Genomic DNA, 18,379 nt, shown 5'->3' with positions numbered 1-18,379 from the left:
AACAAGGGAGGCATGATTGACGCCCCCGATGCCGTGATGCTCCGCGAAGAGGCCGAGGAACGGCTGCGGGCCCTGGCCGGTGAGCACGCCGTGCTCCGTGAGGACCAGTGGGCCGCCATCCAGGCTCTCGTGCTCGACCGCCGCAGGGTCCTGGTCGTGCAGCGCACCGGCTGGGGCAAGTCGGCCGTCTACTTCGTGGCCACCGCGCTCCTGCGCGACCTCGGCGAGGGGCCGACGGTCATCGTCTCGCCGCTGCTGGCGCTGATGCGCAACCAGATCGCCGCCGCCGAGCGGGCCGGCATCCGGGCGGTCACGATCAACTCCGCCAACCCGGAGGCGTGGGAGGAGATCTACGGCCAGGTCGCCGAGGGCCTGGTCGACGTGCTGCTGGTCAGCCCCGAACGGCTCAACAACCCTGACTTCCGCGACAACGTCCTGCCTGAGCTGGCCGAGAGCGCCGGGCTCGTGGTGGTCGACGAGGCGCACTGCATCTCCGACTGGGGCCACGACTTCCGTCCCGACTACCGCAGGCTGTCCACGCTGTTCGCGGAGCTGCCGCCGGGCATCCCGGTCCTCGCCACCACGGCCACCGCCAACGCGCGTGTCACCCACGACGTGGCCGAGCAGCTGCGGCTGCCCCCGGAGCTGCGTCCCGACGGTGACGACACGCTGGTCCTGCGCGGGCCGCTCGAACGCGACAGCCTCCATCTGAGCGTCGTCCGCCTGCCCTCGGCCGAGCAGCGGCTGGCCTGGCTGGCCCAGACGATGCGGGAGCTGCCCGGCTCCGGCATCGTCTACTCCCTCACCGTCGCCGCCGCCCACGAGATCGCCGGGTTCCTGCGCGATCAGGGGCTGGAGGTCGCCGCCTACTCCGGCCAGACCGATCCGGCGGAGCGGCTCGCGGCCGAGGAGGCGCTGCTCGGCAACAAGATCAAGGCCCTGGTGGCCACGAGCGCGCTCGGCATGGGCTTCGACAAGCCCGACCTCGGGTTCGTCATCCACATGGGCGCGCCGCAGTCTCCCGTGGCTTACTACCAGCAGGTCGGCCGGGCCGGGCGTGGTGTCGAGCGGGCCGAGGTGATCCTGCTGCCCGGCACCGAAGACCGTGACATCTGGGCCTACTTCGCCTCGCTGGCGTTCCCGCCAGAGCCCGTCGTCCGCACCACGCTCGAGGCGTTGGAGGAACGCGGCGTCATGTCCACCCCGGCCCTCGAGAACGCCGTCGACCTGAGCCGCAGCCGACTGGAGATGATGCTCAAGGTGCTTGACGTCGACGGCGCCGTGCGCCGGGTCAAGGGCGGCTGGGAGGCCACGGGCCGGCCATGGGAGTACGACGCCGACCGTTACGCCCGCATCGCCGCCGAGCGCCGGGCCGAGCAGGAGGCGATGATCGCCTACCTGACGACGTCCGAGTGCCGCGAGCTGTTCCTGCGCCGCTGCCTCGACGACGACACCGCCGCGCCGTGCGGGCGGTGCGACAACTGCACCGGCCGCCACCGCTCCACCGAGATCGGCGCGCAGGCCGTCGAGACCGCCCGCGAACGGCTGAGCCGGCCCGGCGTCGAGATCGAGGCGCGCAAGCAGTGGCCCACGGGGCTGTCCGACCTGTCCGGGCGCATCAAGCCCGAGCTGGGCGCCGAGCCAGGCAGGGCGCTGGGCCGGTTGACCGACATCGGGTGGGGCAACCGGTTGCGCGATATGTTCGCCGGCGACGACGGGCCGATGGCCGACGACATGTTCGCGGCCGTGATCAAGGTGCTGAGCGCGTGGGAGTGGCGGGAGCGTCCCGTCGCCGTGGTCAACGTCCCGTCGGTGGGGCGGCCGAAGCTCGTACGCGGCTTCGCCGAGCGGCTGGCGCAGGTGGGCCGGCTGGCGTACCTGGGCGAGCTGGGCTACCGGGCGGGCTCGCCGGGCAAGCAGTTCAACAGCGCCCAGCGGGTGCTGGCGATCAGGGGCACGCTCGCCATGCCGAAGGACGTCGGCGCGGCCATCGCCCAGTGCGGTGGCCCGGTGCTGCTGGTGGACGACCGTGTCGACACAGGCTGGACGATGACCCTCGCGGCCGCCCAGGTCCGCCACGCCGGCGCCCCAGCCGTCCTCCCCCTGGCCCTGGCCGTCACGAACTGACCCACCCGGTACGCCTGCCTGCAGCGCCTCCACGGCTGTGGCTGCCGGCAGAAGGTCCCGCGTCGACGAGGTCGGCGGCGAAGACGCAGGGGCGGGGGCGGCATGTGGCCGTTGGCGGCAGTCGCGGCCTGGGCGCCATGCGGCTGCTTCTGCCCTTGCTGACGCCTGAACCCGAAGGCGATGGTGACGGCTTGGGGCGCACGCGGGTCGTCGGCCGTGTTCGCGGCCTCGGCGGCTCCAGGGCCGCTGCTTGCTGTGCTTGTTCGCGCCTGGGCTCGGACAGCGGCGGCGCGTGCCGGGGCGGCCGCGGTCACTGAGGGGTGATGCCAGGGGCGTGAGACGGCACGCGACCGTGGTGCGTTACGTCGCCTGGAGTTAGAACGGGGGACGGGCGCCCAGGTGCATGATGGCCTTGGTGGCCAGGCGGCAGCCGGAGGCCAGTGATTCGGCGGGGGGCTTGCCGTCGAGCCATTCGGGCAGGAAGCCGGCGCAGAACGCGTCGCCCGCGCCCGTACCGTCGACGATCTTGTCGACCGGGTCGGCGGCGACGCGGACGGGGTCGGGGCGGCCGTTGCCGTACCAGAGCGCGCCCTCGGCGTTCAGCTTGATGACGACCTCGGGGAACCACGCGGTGAGGACCTTCGCGGCGGCCTCGGCGTCGTCGCGGCCGGTCAGGACCTTGGCCTGGTCGGTGTTGGCGAACAGCAGCTTGGCGCCGTTGGTCCACTCGAGGAACGGCTCGGCGCCCGTGCGATCGAGCGGTGCGGCCGACGCGCAGTCGACCGAGATCGACATGCCGCTGCGCCGGGCCATGTCGAGCGCGGCCAGGCCGGCGTCGCGCGAACCCTCGTTGACCAGCGTGTAACCCGACAGGTGCAGGTGGGAACCGTTGGTGAACAGGTCGCGCGGAAGGTCTTCGGGCGACAGAGCCGCGTTCGCGCCGGGGTCGGAGAGCATGGTGCGCTCGCCCTTGTGGGTGACGAGTACCACGCAGGTGCCGGTCGGGCGCTCAGGGTCCATGACGAGGCGGGCGTCGACGCCGTACCCCATCAGTTCCATGTCGCGGTTGCGGCCGGTGATGTCGGCGCCCCTGCGGCCGATGAAGGCGACGTCGCCGCCTTCGACAGCGAGCCAGGAGGAGATATTGGCCCCGGAACCACCACCGTGCATCGTCACGATCGCCGGGGTGTCGCTCGCCCTGGCGAGCGCATAACGGGCGCGAGCGACCGCGTCGGTCATGAGATCGCCCACCACGACGACCCGCGTCATGATGTCACCACCTTGCTGCCTTCGAAAACGAGCCTGGCCACGGCGAAACGCCACCGTAAAACTAACAGCTTCCAGGCTGTTCGTGGGGCCGACCCCGGAGACCGGGTGTGAGTCGATGCACAAGCGTTGTCCAACAGCGCCTCTGGTCATGGCATACGAAGCCAGGGTTACGCTCGACATCGTGGAGGCACAGTATCCGGCTCACTGGGAGGCCGACGTCGTCCTCGCCGACGGCGGCACCGCGCACGTCAGGCCCATCAGGCCGGCGGACGCCGACCGTCTCCGTTCGTTCTACTCCCGGTTGTCCGACGAGTCGATCTACTTCCGGTTCTTCGGTCCGCGGCCGCGGCTGTCCGACAGGGAGGTCGAGCGGTTCACCAACGTCGACTACGTCGGCAGGGTGGCCCTGATCGCCACGATCGGCGCCGAGATGGTGGCGGTGATCCGCTACGACCGCACAGAACCGGGCGAGGCCGAGGTGGCCTTCCTCGTCGAGGACGCCCACCAGGGCAGGGGAGTGGCGTCCGTCCTGCTGGAGCATCTGGCCGCGACGGCCCGCGAACGCGGCATCGAACGGTTCGTCGCCGACGTGCTGCCCGCCAACATGCGCATGATGGGGGTGCTGCGCCAGGCCGGCTACACCGCCCAGAGTCAGTTCGCCGACGGCGTCGTCCGCATGACGCTCGACCTGACCCCGACCGAGACGTCGGCGGAGGTCGTGGAGGCGCGCGAGCACCGGGCCGAGGCCCGGTCCATCAGCAGGCTGCTCGCCCCCGGCTCGGTCGCGGTCATCGGCGCCTCGCGCGCGCCCGGTGGCGTGGGCCAGACGGTGCTGCGCAATCTGCTGGCAGCCGACTTCACCGGTCCGGTCTACCCGGTGCACCGCGAGGCGCGCGCGATGGCGGGCGTGCGGGCCTACCCGCGGGTGAGCGACATCGACGACGAGGTCGATCTCGCCGTCGTCGCCGTGCCCGCGGAGGGCGTGATCGACGTGGTGAAGGAGTGCGCGGAGAAGGGCGTGCACGGCCTGGTCGTGGTCTCGTCCGGGTTCGGCGAGACGGGCGAGGAAGGGCGTTCCCGTCAGGACGAACTCGCCCGCATCGCCCGTTCGTACGGCCTGCGGGTCGTGGGCCCCAACTGTCTCGGCATCGCCAACACCGACCCGGCGGTCAGGCTGAACGCCACGCTGGCCGCCACCGTCCCGGGCCGCGGCAAGGTGGGCTTCTTCAGCCAGTCGGGCGCGCTCGGCACCGCGCTGCTGCAGCGGGTGGCCCAGCGCGGCATGGGCATCTCGACGTTCGTCTCGGCGGGGAACCGCGCCGACGTCTCGGGCAACGACCTGCTGCAGTACTGGGAGGAGGACGACTCGACCGAGGTGATCCTCCTTTACCTCGAGTCGCTGGGCAACCCGCGCAAGTTCACCCGGCTCGCGCGGCGCATCTCCCGCAACAAGCCGGTCGTGGTGGTCAAGACGGGCGACACCCCGGCCGGGCACTCGGCCAAGGAGCTCGGGCTGCCCGACTCGGCGATCAGCTCGCTGTTCGAGCAGGCGGGCCTGATCAGGGTCGACGACCTCTTCCAGCTCTTCGACGTGGGCCAGCTGCTGGCCTACCAGCCGCCGCCCGCCGGTCCGCGGGTGGCGCTGGTGACCAACTCCGACGCGCTCGGCCTGCTCGCGGTGCACGCCTGCCAGGCCGCCGGGCTCGAACCTCGCCCGCCGGTCAACCTGGGGCCGTCGGCCGGGGCCGCCGAGTACGGCGAGTCCCTCGCAAGCGAGCTGGCCGCGCCCGAGGTCGACGCGGTCGTCGTGATCTACACGCCGCCGATCCCCGGGGACGCCGACGCGGTGGCGGGCGAGCTGCTGCGGGTGTCCGAGGGGGCAGGCAAGCCGGTGCTGGCCACGTTCGAAGGGCATCTCGGGATGCATCCGTCGCTGCGCGTCAAGACGGGCGCGACGCCCGAGCGCGGCTCCATCCCCTCGTACACGGCCCCTGAGGAGGCCGTGCGGGCGCTGGCTCACGCGGTGCGCTACGCGAAGTGGCGCGCGCGCCCCGCGGGGCCGCTGCCGCAGCTCGACGGCATCGACACCGCCCGCGCGCGGGCCCTCGTCCGCGAGACCCTCGCGGCCGGCACGGCGGCGGCGCAGGACGCCGCCACGGCTACGGGGACGTTCGCGCAGGCAGGGCCGCCGGTGGAGATCGACGCGACCGAACTGCTGTCCTGCTACGGGCTGACCGTGTGGCCCACCGAGATCGTGCGCTCGCCGGAGGAGGCGGTGGCCGCCGCCGAGCGGCTCGGCTGGCCTGCGGTGGTCAAGGTCGCCGACCCCGGCGCCTCACGCCGCGCCGGCACCGTCCGGCTGGGGCTGACCGGGCCCGAGACGGTACGCCACGCCTACGCCGAGTTCGCCGAGCAGTTCGGCCAGGACGCCGAGCTGGCCGTGCAGCGCATGGCTCCGCAGCCCGCCGTCCCGACGGTCGTGGGGGTCGTGGAGGACCCCGCGTTCGGTCCTGTCGTGTCGTTCGGGCTGGGCGAGGTGACCGCGCGCCTCCTGCTCGACCAGGGCTTCCGCCTCGCGCCGCTGACCGGCGAGGACGCCGCGGCGCTGGTGCGGTCCGTACGCGCCGCCCCGCTGCTGTTCGGTCAGTACGGTTACCCGCCCGTGGCGGTCGGCGCCCTCGAGGAGCTGCTCGTACGCGTCGGGCGGCTGGCCGACGACCTGCCGGAGGTGGCCAGGCTCGACCTCGACCAGGTGCTCGTGGGCGAGTCGGACGTCATGGTCCTCGGGGCGCGCGCCACCTTGCGCACCCCGGCAGGGCCACGGCTCGACGGTGGGCCGCGCCGACTGTCCTGATGCGGCTGTGCCCGGTGAGGCCGGTGCGCAAGACGTTATAGAGCGTTATGCCGGGCGGGTGAGGGCACTGCCCGGCCCTGGCAGGATGGACCCATGAGGGAAACCCGAGTCTCCGCCGCGGGCCTGCGCGAAGCGATCGAGCGCAGCGGCTACTACCCCGACCTCGTCACCGATGCGGTCGAATCGGCCCTGGGCAAGGAGGCCGTGACCGCGTTCGTGGTCCATCACGAGGCCACGTTCGATCCCGCGATGGAGGTTCGCCGGCACGTCACCGTTCTGGTGCTGTCGGCCACGCGGCTGCTGGTCTGCCACACCGACGAGCACCCCGCGGTCGAGGGCGTCTCGGCGTCCCACGCCTCCACCACCACCGAGGCCGTGCGGCTGAGCCGCGTGCAGTCGGTGGCCGTCACCCGCGTGGTGCCCGACCCCGCCGCGTACGCCCCGGGCGTCCCTCCCACGGAGGTGACGCTCACCATCGGCTGGGGCGCCATCTCCCACGTCGACCTCGAACCCGCCACCTGCGGCGACGAGAACTGCGAGGCCGACCACGGCTACACCGGCGCCATCACCGCCGACGACCTGTCGCTGCGGGTGAGCGAGGCCGCAGACGGCCCTGAGGCCGTCACCCACGTGCTTGCCTTCGCCAAGGCCCTCTCGGAGGCCACCGCCCGCTCGGGCTCCTGACCGCTGCCCGCGCGTGCCCCGGCGCAGGTCCCGCGGTACGCGCGGCAGGTCGAGGCTTAGACTGTGGGAATGCTAGTGCCGGGGTACGGCGGCGGGTCGCTGACCGACCTGCCCGGCTCCCTGCTCGCCGCGCTGGGCCTGCGTGAGCCCAACGCGCTGGCGCTGGAGCCCGCCGACCGTGTCTGCCTCCTGCTGGTCGACGGTCTCGGCGCCGAGCTGCTGAGCGCCCACCCCGAACGCGCCCCCTTCCTGGCGAGCCTGGCGGGCCGTACCCTCTCCGCCGGGTTCCCCTCGACCACCGTCACCAGCCTGTCCAGCCTCGGCACCGGCCTGACTCCCGGCGAGCACGGCATGGTCGGCCTGATGCTCGCCCTGCCCGGCACCGGCCACCTGTTCAACTGCCTGCGCTGGACCGCTCCCGAGGGCCTGACGGTCGAGCCCGAGGAGTGGCAGCCCGCCGAGACGGTCTACGAGCGCGCCGCCCGTGCCGGGGTGCGGCCCGTGTACGTCGCGCCCGCCGAGTTCGAGGCCACCGGTTTGACCAGGGCCGTCTACCGCGGCGTACGGTACGCGCCCGCCGACTCCGTGGACGAGCGCGTCGCCCGCGCCCACGCGGCGCTGCGCGAGAGCCGTCCCGCCCACGCCACCGTCTACTACGGCGACCTCGACGCCGCCGGGCACATGACCGGCTGGGGCAGCGACGCGTGGCTGCGGCAGCTGTCCGTCGTCGACGACATGGCGCAGCGGCTCGCCGAGGGGCTCCCGCCCGGAACGGCGCTCTACGTCACCGCCGACCACGGCATGGTCAACGCCACCGAGCGGATCGACGCCGAGCGCGTCCCCGAGCTGACGGAAGGGGTCGAGCTGCTCGGCGGCGAGGCGCGGGCCAGGCACGTCTACACCCGACCTGGGGCCGCCAAGCAGGTGCTTGAGTCGTGGCGCGGCTTCCTCGGCGACCGGGCGCGGGTGGTCTCGCGCCAGGAGGCGGTCGAGTCGGGCTGGTTCGGCCCCCGGGTGCGCGAGGCGTGGCTCGAACGCATCGGCGACGTCGTGGCGGTCCCGTACGGCGGCCTGGTCCTCACCGCTCCCACCCAGCACCCCGTCGAGGCCCGCTTCGCCGGTTACCATGGCTCGCTGACCGCGGCAGAACAGCACGTCCCGCTCCTGGAGGTACGTTCGTGACCAGCCTGTTGATCACTCCCGAGCAGCTCGCCGAGCTCCGCGGCGCGACCGTGCTCGACGTGCGATGGCGGCTGGGCGGCCCGCCCGGGATCGACCTCTACCGCGAGGGTCACGTTGAGGGCGCCGTCTTCTGCGACCTCAACGCCGACCTGGCCGACCCTCCTGGCGAGGCCGGACGCCACCCGCTGCCCGAGCCGTCGGCCTTCCAGAGCGCGATGCGCCGCCTCGGGGTGTCCGACGACCGTCCGGTGGTGGTCTACGACGACACCGCCTCGACCGCCGCCGCCCGGGCCTGGTGGGTGCTGCGCTACTACGGCCACCACGACGTACGCGTGCTCGACGGCGGGCTGCCCGCCTGGCTCGCCGCCGGGCTGCCCGTCACCAAGGACGTCCCCGTGCCGGCCGAGGGCGACTTCACCGCGCGGCCGGGCGGCATGCCGATGCTGACGGCCGACGAGGCGGCGGCGCTGGCCGGTGAGGGCGTGCTGCTCGACGCCAGGGCCGCCGAGCGCTACCGGGGCGAGGTCGAGCCGATCGACCCGGTCGCCGGGCACGTGCCGGGCGCGGTCTCCGCCCCCACGACCGAGAACGTCGGCCCCGACGGCAGGTTCCTCGCCGCCGAGACGCTCCGCCACCGCTTCGCCGGGCTGGGCGTCACCGAGGGCGTCAGGACGGGGGCGTACTGCGGTTCTGGCGTGACGGCCGCCCACGAGGTGCTGGCGCTGGCGGTCGCGGGCGTTCCCGCCGCCCTCTACGTCGGCTCCTGGTCGCACTGGGTGGCCGACCCGTCGAGGCCGGTCGCCACCGGCTGACGTCCGCCCGGGCGTCGGTAGAGCGGCACGTCGCCGGCGCCGAAGCAGACGAAACCGGCCTCCTCGGCCTTCGCCGCCGCGCCGGCCAGCGCCGCGTCCGGCGGCTGCCCGGCCACCACGAGCTCGTGGAACACGCTCATGACCGCCTTCGCGGCCTCGTCGCGCACCGGCACCATCCCGGCGACCACGCAGGACGTGCTCTTCGCGAGGAACGTCCCCGGCAGCCCGAGCGGCGCGCCCTCCATCGGCGTCCGCGACATCCCGGAGTTGCACGCCGACAGCACCACGAGCCCGGCCGTACGCGGCAGCTCCAGCAGGTCGTACGCCATGAGGGGGCCGTCGTCCAGGGTGATGCCCGACACCAGCGGGGTGCGCGCGTGGAACACCCCATGGGCGGCCAGGTGCAGGACGTCGGCGCTCTCCAGCGCCGAAAGCACCGCCTCGACCTGGGCGGGCACCTGCCGCCCTCCGGGGTGGCAGGCGAGCACGTGCGCCACTTCGGCCTCGGCGTGCGCGAGCGCGGGCCCGGCCGCCGCGGCCACGACCGGCGCCCGGTCGGGGCGGGGCAGGGCGCGCGCGCGGCACCAGCCCGCGGCGCTGGCCGCCACGCTCACCGGCCGTTCGCGCAGGCTCGGCAGCGCACCCCACGGCAGCGTGTGCAGCGCGCCCACCGGAACCACCACCAGCGGCCCGTCACCCAGCTCGGGCGCGAGCGGCCGCAGCACGAGCCGTTCGACCTCGGCGGCCGCCGTCTCGACGACGGTCCGCTCCTGCTGGCGGCGCAAGGCGTACCGGAGCCGGACGATCGCCTCCTTGACCTCGCGCACGTCGCACAGCCGCCGCAGCAGCGTCCGCCGGCCGCTGACGAGCACGGCCAGCAGCGTGTCCTGGTCGGCGACGTACTCCACGAGGGCGCCCGTGCCGAGGTCCGCCCGCACCCGCTCGAGGTCGGCCGGCACGCTCGCGTGAGCGGGCGCGGCGACGGCGCGCCACCGTTCTGCCCACTTGAACACCTCCGCGGCCTCACCGCCCTGCGCCGCGAGCCCCAGCCCGAACGCCGCCAGCCGCATGCCCGACCGGGCCGCGTGGGCGCGCACCGACGGGTCGTCGAACGTCTCCAGCCGGCCGCTCACGTCCTCCAAGCCCTCGCGTACCGCGTGGAAGGCCGCCGGGAGGTCCTCGCGCAGCGCCGCCTGCAGCGCGAGCGCGTGCTGACGCACCGGCGCCGGGACCGCCGGAGGCTGGGCCGGCGCGCGCGACAGCGGCGTCAGCCGGGTGCCGGCCGGCGCGCGCGGCTCGCGCCGCTCGGCGTTCCTGGTGAGGTGGGCCAGCTGCGCCGAGGCGGTCGGGTGGTCGTCCACGGCGAGCGCCGCTTCTGCCGCCTCCAGGCGCAGCACCGCCGCGTCGGCGGGGTGCGCCGAACCGCCCTCCAGCGCGTCGGCGCACGAGATCAGCTCGGCCACCAGCTCCGGCGTGACGCTTTCGAGCGCCAGCCGGCACCGCAGCATGACCTCCGTGGCCTGCGGCAGCCACGACGTCCGGTCCTGGGCTGCGAGCTCGCCGGCGGCCTGCTCGGCCACCTGCATGGCCCGGCGCGGATCGCCGGTCAGCAGTTCGACCTGCGCCAGTTTCAGCCGGGCCTCGGCCAGCGCGCCGTGCGCGCCCGCGGCCTCCAGATCGGGTACGGCGAGGCTCAGCATCGCTCTGGCCTCGCCCGGCAGGTGCGCGGCCAGCAGCGCTCCGGCGAAGTCGGCCCGCATCGTGGCCAGGCGTTCGGGGAAGCCGAACAGGGTGTCCTCGGCCTCGCGGTAGTGCTTGAACGCCCCCGCGATGTCGCCCCGCCGTACGGACAGGAAGGGCAGGTTGGCGGAGGACAGCCGGGCCAGGTGGCGCAGCCCGGCGTGCTCGGCGATCTGCAGGCAGGCAGTCAGGTCGCGCATGGCGGCGCCCCAGTCGCCCCGGTAGGAGTGGATCAGCCCCCGGTTGAGCAGCCCTCCGGCCAGGAACCGCCGGTCGTCGAGGGTGCCGGGCGCGGTCACCAGCGCGCGCAGTGCGCGGTCGCAGGCGGCCTCGGCCTCCTGATGGCGGCCCAGGCAGGCCAGGGCGACCGCGCGCTGGGTGTCGAGCTTGGCGCGGTCGAGCGGCGGCAGGTACGCCCACGCCAGCGCGGCCACGCGCAGGGCCTGCAGGGGATGGCCACGCTCGGTGCGTACGGTGACCAGCGACAGGCGGGCCTGGGCGACCCGCCAGGCAGGGGCTCCACGGGTGGCGATCGCCCGGCGCAGGTGGTGTTCTGCGCCTTCGAGGTCGCCCAGCTCGCGAGCGGCCAGCGCCATCGCCCGCAGCGCCACGGCCTCCGCCTCCGGCGACTCGGCACGTCCGGCGGCGGCGAGGACGGCGCGCGCGGCGCGCATCGCGTCGTCCGGATCGACCAGGGCACGCATCATGGCGGCCTCGGCCGCGGCGACGAGCCTGCCGCCGGATTCCTGCGCTGGTGGACTCATGGTGGCAGCTCTCCTGGCCGGTGCATCGCCGATCAGGGACGGATGCGCACCCAGGTGGTCTGGACGGGAGCCAGTCCGGGCCGGTGGCACACCACGCTGATCCAGCCCGGCGGCAGCCCGGTGACGGCGAAGTGGCCGGTGGGCCCGATCCGCCGGGTGAGGGTCATGTGCGGGGTGCGGACGTCGACCAGGGAGTCGTCGCCCGGATAGGGGGACACGAGCCCGGCGACGTCGATCAGCCCGTCGCCCTCGGTCACCTCCAGATCGAACGTGAGACCCGCGGCGACGAACCGGACGAGGTGGGAGCCGTCGTCGTCGCGGACGCCGCGTACGGCCGAGCACTCGGCGGGGGCGGCGGTCAGGGCGTGCGGCACCCGGAGGGCGAAGGCCTCACGCGCGGTGGCGGACACGTGACGGGGGATCGGGTCGTGCCCGGAGGACAGCCGAAGCGCCGCCAGGAAGTACTCGTCGTTGATCATTGCGCCGTCTCCTGTGTCGAGATCAGAGTGCGCAGTTTGTCGAGGCAGCGGGACTTGGTCGGGCCGATGCTGCCGACGGGGAGCCCGAGCCGGGAGGCCACCTGCTGGTTGCCCAGGTCGTTGGCGACGAGCTGGAGCAGGCTGCGGCAGGGCTCGTGCAGGGCGGAAACCGTCTTCCAGAGCAGGCGCCGGTCGTCGGCCTCGAGGACGGCCGCGGCCGGGTCTGGCTCGTCGACGACCTCGGCGGCGGCCAGCAGCGGACGGTCTTTCCTGAGGAGTTGCAGAGCCTCGCGGCGTACGGTGGTCATGAGCCAGGCGCCCACCCCGGCGGGCTCCCTGATCGTGTGCAGGTGCTGGAGCAGCCGCAGCCAGGCACCCTGGACGGCGTCGGCCGCGTCGGCGGGTCCGAGGCCGCACGCGCGGGCCACCGCCCACATGCGCGGGCCGAATCTCGACACCAGTTCGTCCCATGCGGACTGGTCGCCCTCGGCCGCGGCCAGGAGCAGCTCCGCCGGTTCGCGTGCGGCGTGCATGCGGTCTCCTTCCGTCAGCCCCCGTCAGCACCGAGAGGCGATGCCTCCCCGTGGTTGTCCGGGGACTGAGCGTAAACTTTACAGATTCGACCGGTCGGGAACTCCCAGATCGGAAATTTGGTCGGAGCGGTGGGCGACACGCCGACGCCTCCGGCCTCCGTGGCGCGTTTTCCTCGGCCGGCGGGGCGTCCTCTCACCGGGGCACCAACTTGGTATGGCCCCCCTCTGGTGTCGGATGGCGACCGACGGTAGTCTCTCCCTAGTCACTTGTGATCATCCCGGGGCGAGGCCGTTGGGGAAGGCGCACCTCGTACCAAACGGGAGGTCCGGTGTCTGCTCGTGGCGTCCTTTACGTCCACTCGGCTCAGCCCGCGCTGTGCCCACACATCGAATGGGCAGTCGCGGGTGTCCTCGGCGTGCCCGTAGACCTGACGTGGACGCCGCAACCCGCCGCGCCCAACGTGGTCCGCGCGCAGGCGGAATGGGAAGGTCGCCCGGGCATCGCGGCGGCCATCGCCTCCTCGCTCATGGGCTGGCAGCGCCTCAGGTTCGAGATCACCGAGGACGCCTCTCCCGGCGTCGACGGCTCTCGCCACGCCTACACGCCGACGCTGGGCGCCTTCACGGCGGTCATCGGCGCCGCCGGCGACATCATGATCCCCGAGGACCGGCTGCGCGCCGCGATGATGACGGCCGCGCAGGGCCGTTGCGTCCTGGAGGACGAGCTCGACAAGATGCTCGGCAAGCCGTGGGACGAGGAGCTGGAGCCGTTCCGGTACGCCGGCGACGGCGCGCCGGTCCGCTGGCTGCACGCCGCCGTCTGACCCGACCCGTCGCCCGAGCCCGCCAGACACCGGGGCGCCTGCTGTGAAGGGCTCCACATCCGACCTTGGTGCGGGGCCTCTACGAGAAAGAGGCCTCGCACCTTCGGGGCGGGGCCTGCCTGAACGGGAGAAAATGCCCGCACCCTTGGCGCGGGGCCTCCTTGAACGTGTGAAGGCCCGCACCGGAATCGGTGCGGGCCTTTCACGTGGAGAACGCGATTACAGCGGGATGTTGCCGTGCGCGCCGCGGGCCGGGGTGGCCTGGGCGAGCACCTTGGCGATGGCGCCGCGGGTCTCCTCGGGCTTGATCACCTCGTCGACGACGCCGATGTCCTGGGCCCTGGTCAGGCCGCCGGCGAGCTTCTCGTGCTCCTCGGCCAGACGCTGCTCCAGCTCGGCCCGCTCCTCCTCGGAGACGGCAGCGAGCTCGCGCCGCTTGAGGATGCGCACCGCGGCCACCGAACCCATGACCGCGACCTGGGTCGTCGGCCAGGCGAACACCTTGGTCGCGCCCAGGGCGCGGGAGTTCATCGCGATGTACGCCCCGCCGTACGCCTTGCGGGTCATCAGCGTCACGCGCGGCACCGAGGCCTCGGCGAAGGCGTGCAGCAGCTTGGCGCCGCGGCGCACCACGCCGTCGTGCTCCTGGCCGACGCCCGGCAGGTAACCGGGCACGTCCACGAGGACAACCAGCGGGACCCCGAAGGCGTCACACATGCGTACGAACCGGGCGGCCTTCTCGGCGGACGTGGAGTCGAGGCAGCCGCCGAGCCGCATCGGGTTGTTGGCGATCACGCCGACCGTCCGGCCACCGAGGCGGCCGAGCGACGTGACGATGTTGGGCGCCCACTTCGGGTGGAGCTCGATGCCGGGCTCGTCGAGCAGGCCGTTGACCAGCGGCTTGACGTCGTAGGCACGACGCGCCGACTCGGGCAGCAGCGACGAGAAGTCGACCTCGTCGATCGCCCCGGCGCGCACCCGGCCCTGGTGGCCCAGCAGCGTGGTGAGCTGACGCGCCTTGACGTACGCGTCGGTCTCGGACTTGGTCACGACGTGGACGACGCCGCTGCGCTTGCTGTGCGGCTCGGGACCGCCGAGCGCGGCGCTGTCGACGTCCTCGCCGGTGACGCTGCGCACGACGTCGGGGCCGGTCACGAAGATGCGGCCGGAGTCGGCGAGGATGACCAGGTCGGTGAGGGCGGGGCCGTAGGCGGCGCCGCCGGCGGCCGGCCCGACCACCACGGAGATCTGCGGGACGACGCCCGAGGCCTTCGTCATGGCGGCGAAGACCCGGCCGACCCCGTGCAGGGACTCGACGCCCTCGGGGATGCGCGCGCCGCCGGAGTGCCAGGTGCCGATGACCGGCACCCGCTCGCGGACGGCCACGTCGTAGGCGTGCACGATGTGCTCGCAACCCTCGACGCCCATGGCGCCGCCCTGGAAGCGGGCGTCACTGCAGAAGGCGACGACGGGAACACCCTCGACGCGCCCCATGGCAGCGAGCACGCCGCTCTTGTCCTCGGGGGTGATCAGTCGTACCGAGCCCTCGTCGAGGAGCGCGGCAAGGCGGACGCGGGGGTCGCGGGGATCAGCAGGCTCCTGATCGGAGCCTTCGGTCACCACTCGGTTGTCGAGCACGGTCATTTAAGCCCCCTTAAAGACGACGGAAACGTTGTGGCCTCCGAAGCCGAACGAGTTGTTGATCGCTGCGATGTCGCCGTCGGGCAACGTGCGGTTCTCGCCGTGGACGATGTCCACTTCGATGCCGTCGTCGAGGTCTTCGAGGTTGATGGTCGCGGGGACGATCCGGTGCTGCAGGGCCTTGATGGTGAAGACGGACTCGATGCCGCCCGCACCGCCGAGCAGGTGACCCGTCATCGACTTGGTCGAGGTCACCAGCGGGTGGGTGCCGATGGCCTTGGCCATCGCCTGCACCTCACCGACGTCGCCCGCGGGCGTCGAGGTGGCGTGCGCGTTGACGTGCTTGACGTCGAGGCCGGTGATGCCGGCGTCGTTGAGCGCCTGCGTCATCGCCATGATGATGCCGCGGCCCTCGGGCTCAGGCTGGGTGATGTGGTGGGCGTCGGCGGAGTAGCCCGCACCCGCGCAGTACGCGTAGATGCGCGCGCCGCGGGCCTTGGCGAACTCCTCGGACTCCAGCACCACGATGCCGGCGCCCTCGCCGAGGACGAAGCCGTCACGGCTGCGGTCCCACGGGCGGGAGGCGCCCGCCGGGTCGTCGTTGCGGGTCGACATGGCCCGCGCGGCGGCGAACGCCGCCATGTTGAGGCCGTGGATCGCGGCCTCGGTGCCGCCGGCCACCACCACGTCGGCGCGGCCGGACCTGATCATGTCCATCGCGTGGCCGATCGCCTCGGCTCCCGAGGCGCAGGCCGACACGGTGGCGTGCACGCCTGCCTGGGCGCCCAGGTCGAGGCCGATCCATGCGGCGGGACCATTGGGCATGAGCATCGGGACGGTGAACGGCGACAGCCGGTTCCAGCCCTTCTCGCGCCAGGTGTCGTAGGCGCTCAGCGTGGTCGAGATGCCGCCGATGCCGCTGGAGACCACGACGCCGAGCCGCTCCGGCGCCACCGCGGGAGTGCCGGCGTCCTGCCAGGCCTCGCGTGCGGCGACCAGCGCGAACTGCTCGCTGCGGTCGAGGCGGCGGGACTCCGGCCGGGGCAGGACCTCGGTGGGGTCGACCGCCGCCGTTCCCGCGAACTTCACGGGAACGGCGTCGATCCAGTCCGTGGTGAGCGTCTCGACACCCGACTGACCGGCCAGGAGCGCCGTCCAGGACGAGGTGACGTCTCCACCGACGGGCGTCGTCGCGCCAAGCCCGGTAACGACGACACGTACCCGGTTCGCACTCACGTTTTCGCGCTCCTTAGAGATCAGAGGGGTGTTCGATCAGCCCTGGATGAAGGTGAGGACGTCCTTGACCGTCTTCAGGTTCTTGAGCTGGTCGTCGGGGATCTCGACGCCGAACTCGTCCTGGGCGGCCACGGCGATCTCGACCATGGACAGGGAGTCGATGTCGAGGTCGTCCACGAAGCTCTTCTCGGGGGTCACCTCGGACGCCGGAATGCCGGTGATCTCGTTGATGATCTTGCCGAGGCCCTCGAGGATTTCCTGCTCGGTGGCAGCCATGTCGCTTGTTCTCCTTTGGATATTCGGTGTCTGTGCGGACGTGGCCGCACAAGCTCATGAAAAGACCGGGACCCCGTCTCAGGGGATCTCGATCACCTGTCCTGCGTACGTCAGGCCCGCGCCGAAGCCGAGCACCAGCGCGAGACCGCCCGAGCTGACCTCGCCACGCTCCACCATGCGGGAGAGCGCGAGCGGGATCGAGGCGGCCGACGTGTTTCCCGCGTGGACGATGTCGCGCGCGACGACGGCCTTGTCGGCGCCCAGCTTGCGGGCGATGGCCTCGACGATGCGCAGGTTGGCCTGGTGAGGCACGAAGGCCGCCAGTTCGGACGGGTCGACGCCGGCCCGGGCGCAGGCCTCCAGCGCCACCGGGTGCAGGGCGGTCGTGGCCCAGCGGAAGACCGTCTGGCCCTCCTGGTGGAGGAAGCTGTCGCGGTCCTTGACCTCGATGGCCTCGGACTTGTCGCCGGCGCTGCCCCACACCACGGGACCGATGCCGGGCGTCTCGGACGGGCCGACCACCGCGGCGCCGGCGCCGTCGGCGAAGATCACGGCCGTGGACCTGTCGGTCCAGTCGACCCACTGCGAGAGCTTCTCGGCGCCGATGACGAGGACGTTGCGCGCCGCACCGCCGCGCACGGCGGCGCTGGCGGTGGCGAGGGCGTAGCAGAACCCGGCGCAGGCGGCGTTGACGTCGAACGCGCCAGGCGACTTGATGCCGAGGCGGTGGGCCACCACGGCGGCGGCGTTCGGGATCTGCGTCTCCAGCGTGCAGGTGGCCACGATGACGAGGTCGACGTCGTCGGGGGACAGGCCGCTCGCCGCCAGCGCCTTGCCGCCGGCGATCGTCGCCATGTCCTCGACGGACTCGTCCTTGGCGACCCTGCGCTCCTTGATGCCGACCCGGGACTGGATCCACTCGTCGTTGGTGTCCATGGTCTTGGCCAGGTCGTCGTTGGTCACCACGTGGGCCGGCTGGTAGTGGCCGAGGGCCAGAACCTTGGCGCCGGCGGCGATGTCGGGGATCCTCACTTGATCAGCTCCCTGGCCGCCTCGAGGTCGTCTGGGGTCTTGAGCGCCACCGTCTGCACGCCGCGCAGCCCGCGCCTGGCCAGGCCGGTCAGCGTGCCGCCGGGCAGCAGCTCGATCATCGCGGTGACGCCGAGCCCCGCCATGGTCTCCATGCACAGGTCCCACCGGACGGGGTTGCTCACCTGCTTGACGAGCAGGTCGAGGAACGCGGCGCCACCGGCGACCGCCTTACCGTCGGCGTTGGACAGCAGCGTGACCCGCGGGTCGGCGGGGATGACCTGCTCGGCGGCCTCGCGCAGGCTCTCCACGGCCGGGGCCATGTGGTGGGTGTGGAACGCGCCCGCCACGGACAGCGGGATGAGCCTGGCACGGGCCGGCGCGTCGTCCTTGAACGCGGCCAGCTGCTCGGTCGTGCCGCCGGCGACGATCTGGCCGGCGCCGTTGATGTTGGCGGCGGTCAGCCCGTGGCGCTCGATGGTGGCCAGCACCTCGTCCTCAGCGCCGCCGAGCACGGCGGTCATGCTGGTCTCGGTGACGGCGGCGGCCTTGGCCATGGCCTGCGCGCGGTCGCGGACGAGGGACAGCGCCTGCTCGGACGTGAGCACCCCGGCCAGGGCGGCCGCGGCGAACTCGCCGACGCTGTGGCCGGCGACCACGTCAGGGGTCATGCCGAGCGCCTCGGCGGAGGCCAGCGCGGCGGCCACGATCAGCGGCTGCGCGACGGCGGTGTCACGGATCTCGTCGGCACCGGCCGTCGTGCCGTAGGCAACCAGGTCGAGCCCGACGACCTCGGACCAGGCGCCGAGCCGGTCGGCCAGCCCGGGGAGATCAAGCCACGGTGTCAGAAAACCTGGGGTCTGGGCACCTTGGCCCGGAGCGACGAGAACAAGCACAAAGCCCACCATGCCCTGTAGAACTCCGACACG

Annotated in this window: 15 protein-coding genes; 6 read left to right on the top strand and 9 right to left on the bottom strand. The window is 72.9% G+C overall.

Annotated features, from left to right (window positions below; genetic code table 11):
- Window positions 1–12 precede the first annotated feature (12 nt).
- Complete coding sequence (locus BLR04_RS32845; protein ID WP_245740804.1) at window positions 13–2,127, top strand: RecQ family ATP-dependent DNA helicase; 2,115 nt, start codon at window positions 13–15, stop codon at window positions 2,125–2,127.
- Between the two features lie 375 nt (window positions 2,128–2,502).
- Here BLR04_RS32845 and BLR04_RS32840 read toward each other — a convergent pair whose 3' ends face one another.
- A complete protein-coding gene (locus tag BLR04_RS32840) occupies window positions 2,503–3,396 on the bottom strand; it encodes a carbohydrate kinase family protein (protein WP_090772658.1) in 894 nt (297 codons plus the stop codon).
- A gap of 181 nt (window positions 3,397–3,577) precedes the next feature.
- Here BLR04_RS32840 and BLR04_RS32835 point away from each other — a divergent pair, with 181 nt between their 5' ends.
- From BLR04_RS32835 to BLR04_RS32820, 4 genes are all read left to right on the top strand, one after another.
- Complete coding sequence (locus tag BLR04_RS32835) at window positions 3,578–6,250, top strand: bifunctional acetate--CoA ligase family protein/GNAT family N-acetyltransferase (RefSeq protein ID WP_425413465.1); 2,673 nt, start codon at window positions 3,578–3,580, stop codon at window positions 6,248–6,250.
- A 93-nt stretch (window positions 6,251–6,343) separates the two neighbouring features.
- The gene (locus tag BLR04_RS32830) at window positions 6,344–6,934 is read left to right on the top strand and encodes a DUF5998 family protein (RefSeq protein ID WP_090772654.1); all 591 of its coding nucleotides are present in this window, start codon (window positions 6,344–6,346) and stop codon (window positions 6,932–6,934) included.
- A 69-nt stretch (window positions 6,935–7,003) separates the two neighbouring features.
- A complete protein-coding gene (locus tag BLR04_RS32825) occupies window positions 7,004–8,116 on the top strand; it encodes an alkaline phosphatase family protein (protein ID WP_090772652.1) in 1,113 nt (370 codons plus the stop codon).
- Entirely contained in the window at window positions 8,113–8,928 is an 816-nt protein-coding gene (locus BLR04_RS32820) for a sulfurtransferase (protein ID WP_090772650.1), read from the top strand. Before BLR04_RS32825 ends, BLR04_RS32820 begins: the two co-directional genes overlap by 4 nt.
- Here the strand turns inward: BLR04_RS32820 and BLR04_RS32815 are convergent.
- The 3 genes from BLR04_RS32815 to BLR04_RS32805 are packed head-to-tail and all read right to left on the bottom strand — an operon-like array spanning window position 8,868 to window position 12,444.
- Window positions 8,868–11,432, bottom strand: a complete 2,565-nt coding sequence (locus tag BLR04_RS32815) for a CHAT domain-containing protein (protein ID WP_090772649.1) — start codon at window positions 11,430–11,432, stop codon at window positions 8,868–8,870. The two genes, BLR04_RS32820 and BLR04_RS32815, sit on opposite strands and share 61 nt — an antisense overlap.
- 32 nt (window positions 11,433–11,464) lie before the next feature.
- Window positions 11,465–11,911: a hypothetical protein gene (locus tag BLR04_RS32810; RefSeq protein WP_090772647.1), complete on the bottom strand. Its 447-nt coding sequence runs from the start codon at window positions 11,909–11,911 to the stop codon at window positions 11,465–11,467.
- A complete protein-coding gene (locus BLR04_RS32805; protein ID WP_090772645.1) occupies window positions 11,908–12,444 on the bottom strand; it encodes an RNA polymerase sigma factor in 537 nt (178 codons plus the stop codon). Before BLR04_RS32805 ends, BLR04_RS32810 begins: the two co-directional genes overlap by 4 nt.
- A gap of 329 nt (window positions 12,445–12,773) precedes the next feature.
- Here BLR04_RS32805 and BLR04_RS32800 point away from each other — a divergent pair, with 329 nt between their 5' ends.
- Window positions 12,774–13,268: a DUF3145 domain-containing protein gene (locus tag BLR04_RS32800; RefSeq protein ID WP_090772643.1), complete on the top strand. Its 495-nt coding sequence runs from the start codon at window positions 12,774–12,776 to the stop codon at window positions 13,266–13,268.
- Window positions 13,269–13,487: 219 nt separating this feature from the next.
- Here the strand turns inward: BLR04_RS32800 and BLR04_RS32795 are convergent, their stop codons facing one another.
- The 5 genes from BLR04_RS32795 to BLR04_RS32775 form a co-directional block, all read right to left on the bottom strand.
- Window positions 13,488–14,912, bottom strand: a complete 1,425-nt coding sequence (locus tag BLR04_RS32795) for an acyl-CoA carboxylase subunit beta (protein WP_090772641.1) — start codon at window positions 14,910–14,912, stop codon at window positions 13,488–13,490.
- Complete coding sequence (gene fabF / locus BLR04_RS32790; RefSeq protein WP_090772640.1) at window positions 14,913–16,145, bottom strand: beta-ketoacyl-ACP synthase II; 1,233 nt, start codon at window positions 16,143–16,145, stop codon at window positions 14,913–14,915.
- 36 nt (window positions 16,146–16,181) lie between these two features.
- On the bottom strand, window positions 16,182–16,421 hold the full coding sequence (locus BLR04_RS32785) for an acyl carrier protein (protein ID WP_090772638.1): 240 nt from the start codon (window positions 16,419–16,421) through the stop codon (window positions 16,182–16,184).
- Window positions 16,422–16,499: 78 nt separating this feature from the next.
- Complete coding sequence (locus BLR04_RS32780) at window positions 16,500–17,453, bottom strand: beta-ketoacyl-ACP synthase III (RefSeq protein ID WP_090772636.1); 954 nt, start codon at window positions 17,451–17,453, stop codon at window positions 16,500–16,502.
- Window positions 17,450–18,346, bottom strand: a complete 897-nt coding sequence (locus BLR04_RS32775; RefSeq protein WP_090772746.1) for an ACP S-malonyltransferase — start codon at window positions 18,344–18,346, stop codon at window positions 17,450–17,452. The genes BLR04_RS32780 and BLR04_RS32775 overlap by 4 nt, the downstream gene beginning before the upstream one ends.
- Between the last annotated feature and the right edge of the window lie 33 nt (window positions 18,347–18,379).

The organism is Nonomuraea maritima (genome assembly GCF_900100395.1).
Lineage (GTDB): Bacteria > Actinomycetota > Actinomycetes > Streptosporangiales > Streptosporangiaceae > Nonomuraea > Nonomuraea maritima.
The sequence above is the reverse complement of the archived record's forward strand: the minus strand, read 5'-3'. Positions and strand labels throughout refer to the sequence as shown.

Bases quoted from the DNA above. Each gene is read 5' to 3' on its own strand.
- BLR04_RS32845 (WP_245740804.1), top strand. From the start codon at position 13: ATGATTGACGCCCCCGATGCCGTGATGCTCCGCGAAGAGGCCGAGGAA.
- BLR04_RS32840 (WP_090772658.1), bottom strand. From the start codon at position 3,396: ATGACGCGGGTCGTCGTGGTGGGCGATCTCATGACCGACGCGGTCGCT.
- BLR04_RS32830 (WP_090772654.1), top strand. From the start codon at position 6,344: ATGAGGGAAACCCGAGTCTCCGCCGCGGGCCTGCGCGAAGCGATCGAG.
- BLR04_RS32825 (WP_090772652.1), top strand. From the start codon at position 7,004: ATGCTAGTGCCGGGGTACGGCGGCGGGTCGCTGACCGACCTGCCCGGC.
- BLR04_RS32815 (WP_090772649.1), bottom strand. From the start codon at position 11,432: ATGAGTCCACCAGCGCAGGAATCCGGCGGCAGGCTCGTCGCCGCGGCC.
- BLR04_RS32810 (WP_090772647.1), bottom strand. From the start codon at position 11,911: ATGATCAACGACGAGTACTTCCTGGCGGCGCTTCGGCTGTCCTCCGGG.
- BLR04_RS32805 (WP_090772645.1), bottom strand. From the start codon at position 12,444: ATGCACGCCGCACGCGAACCGGCGGAGCTGCTCCTGGCCGCGGCCGAG.
- BLR04_RS32795 (WP_090772641.1), bottom strand. From the start codon at position 14,912: ATGACCGTGCTCGACAACCGAGTGGTGACCGAAGGCTCCGATCAGGAG.
- BLR04_RS32785 (WP_090772638.1), bottom strand. From the start codon at position 16,421: ATGGCTGCCACCGAGCAGGAAATCCTCGAGGGCCTCGGCAAGATCATC.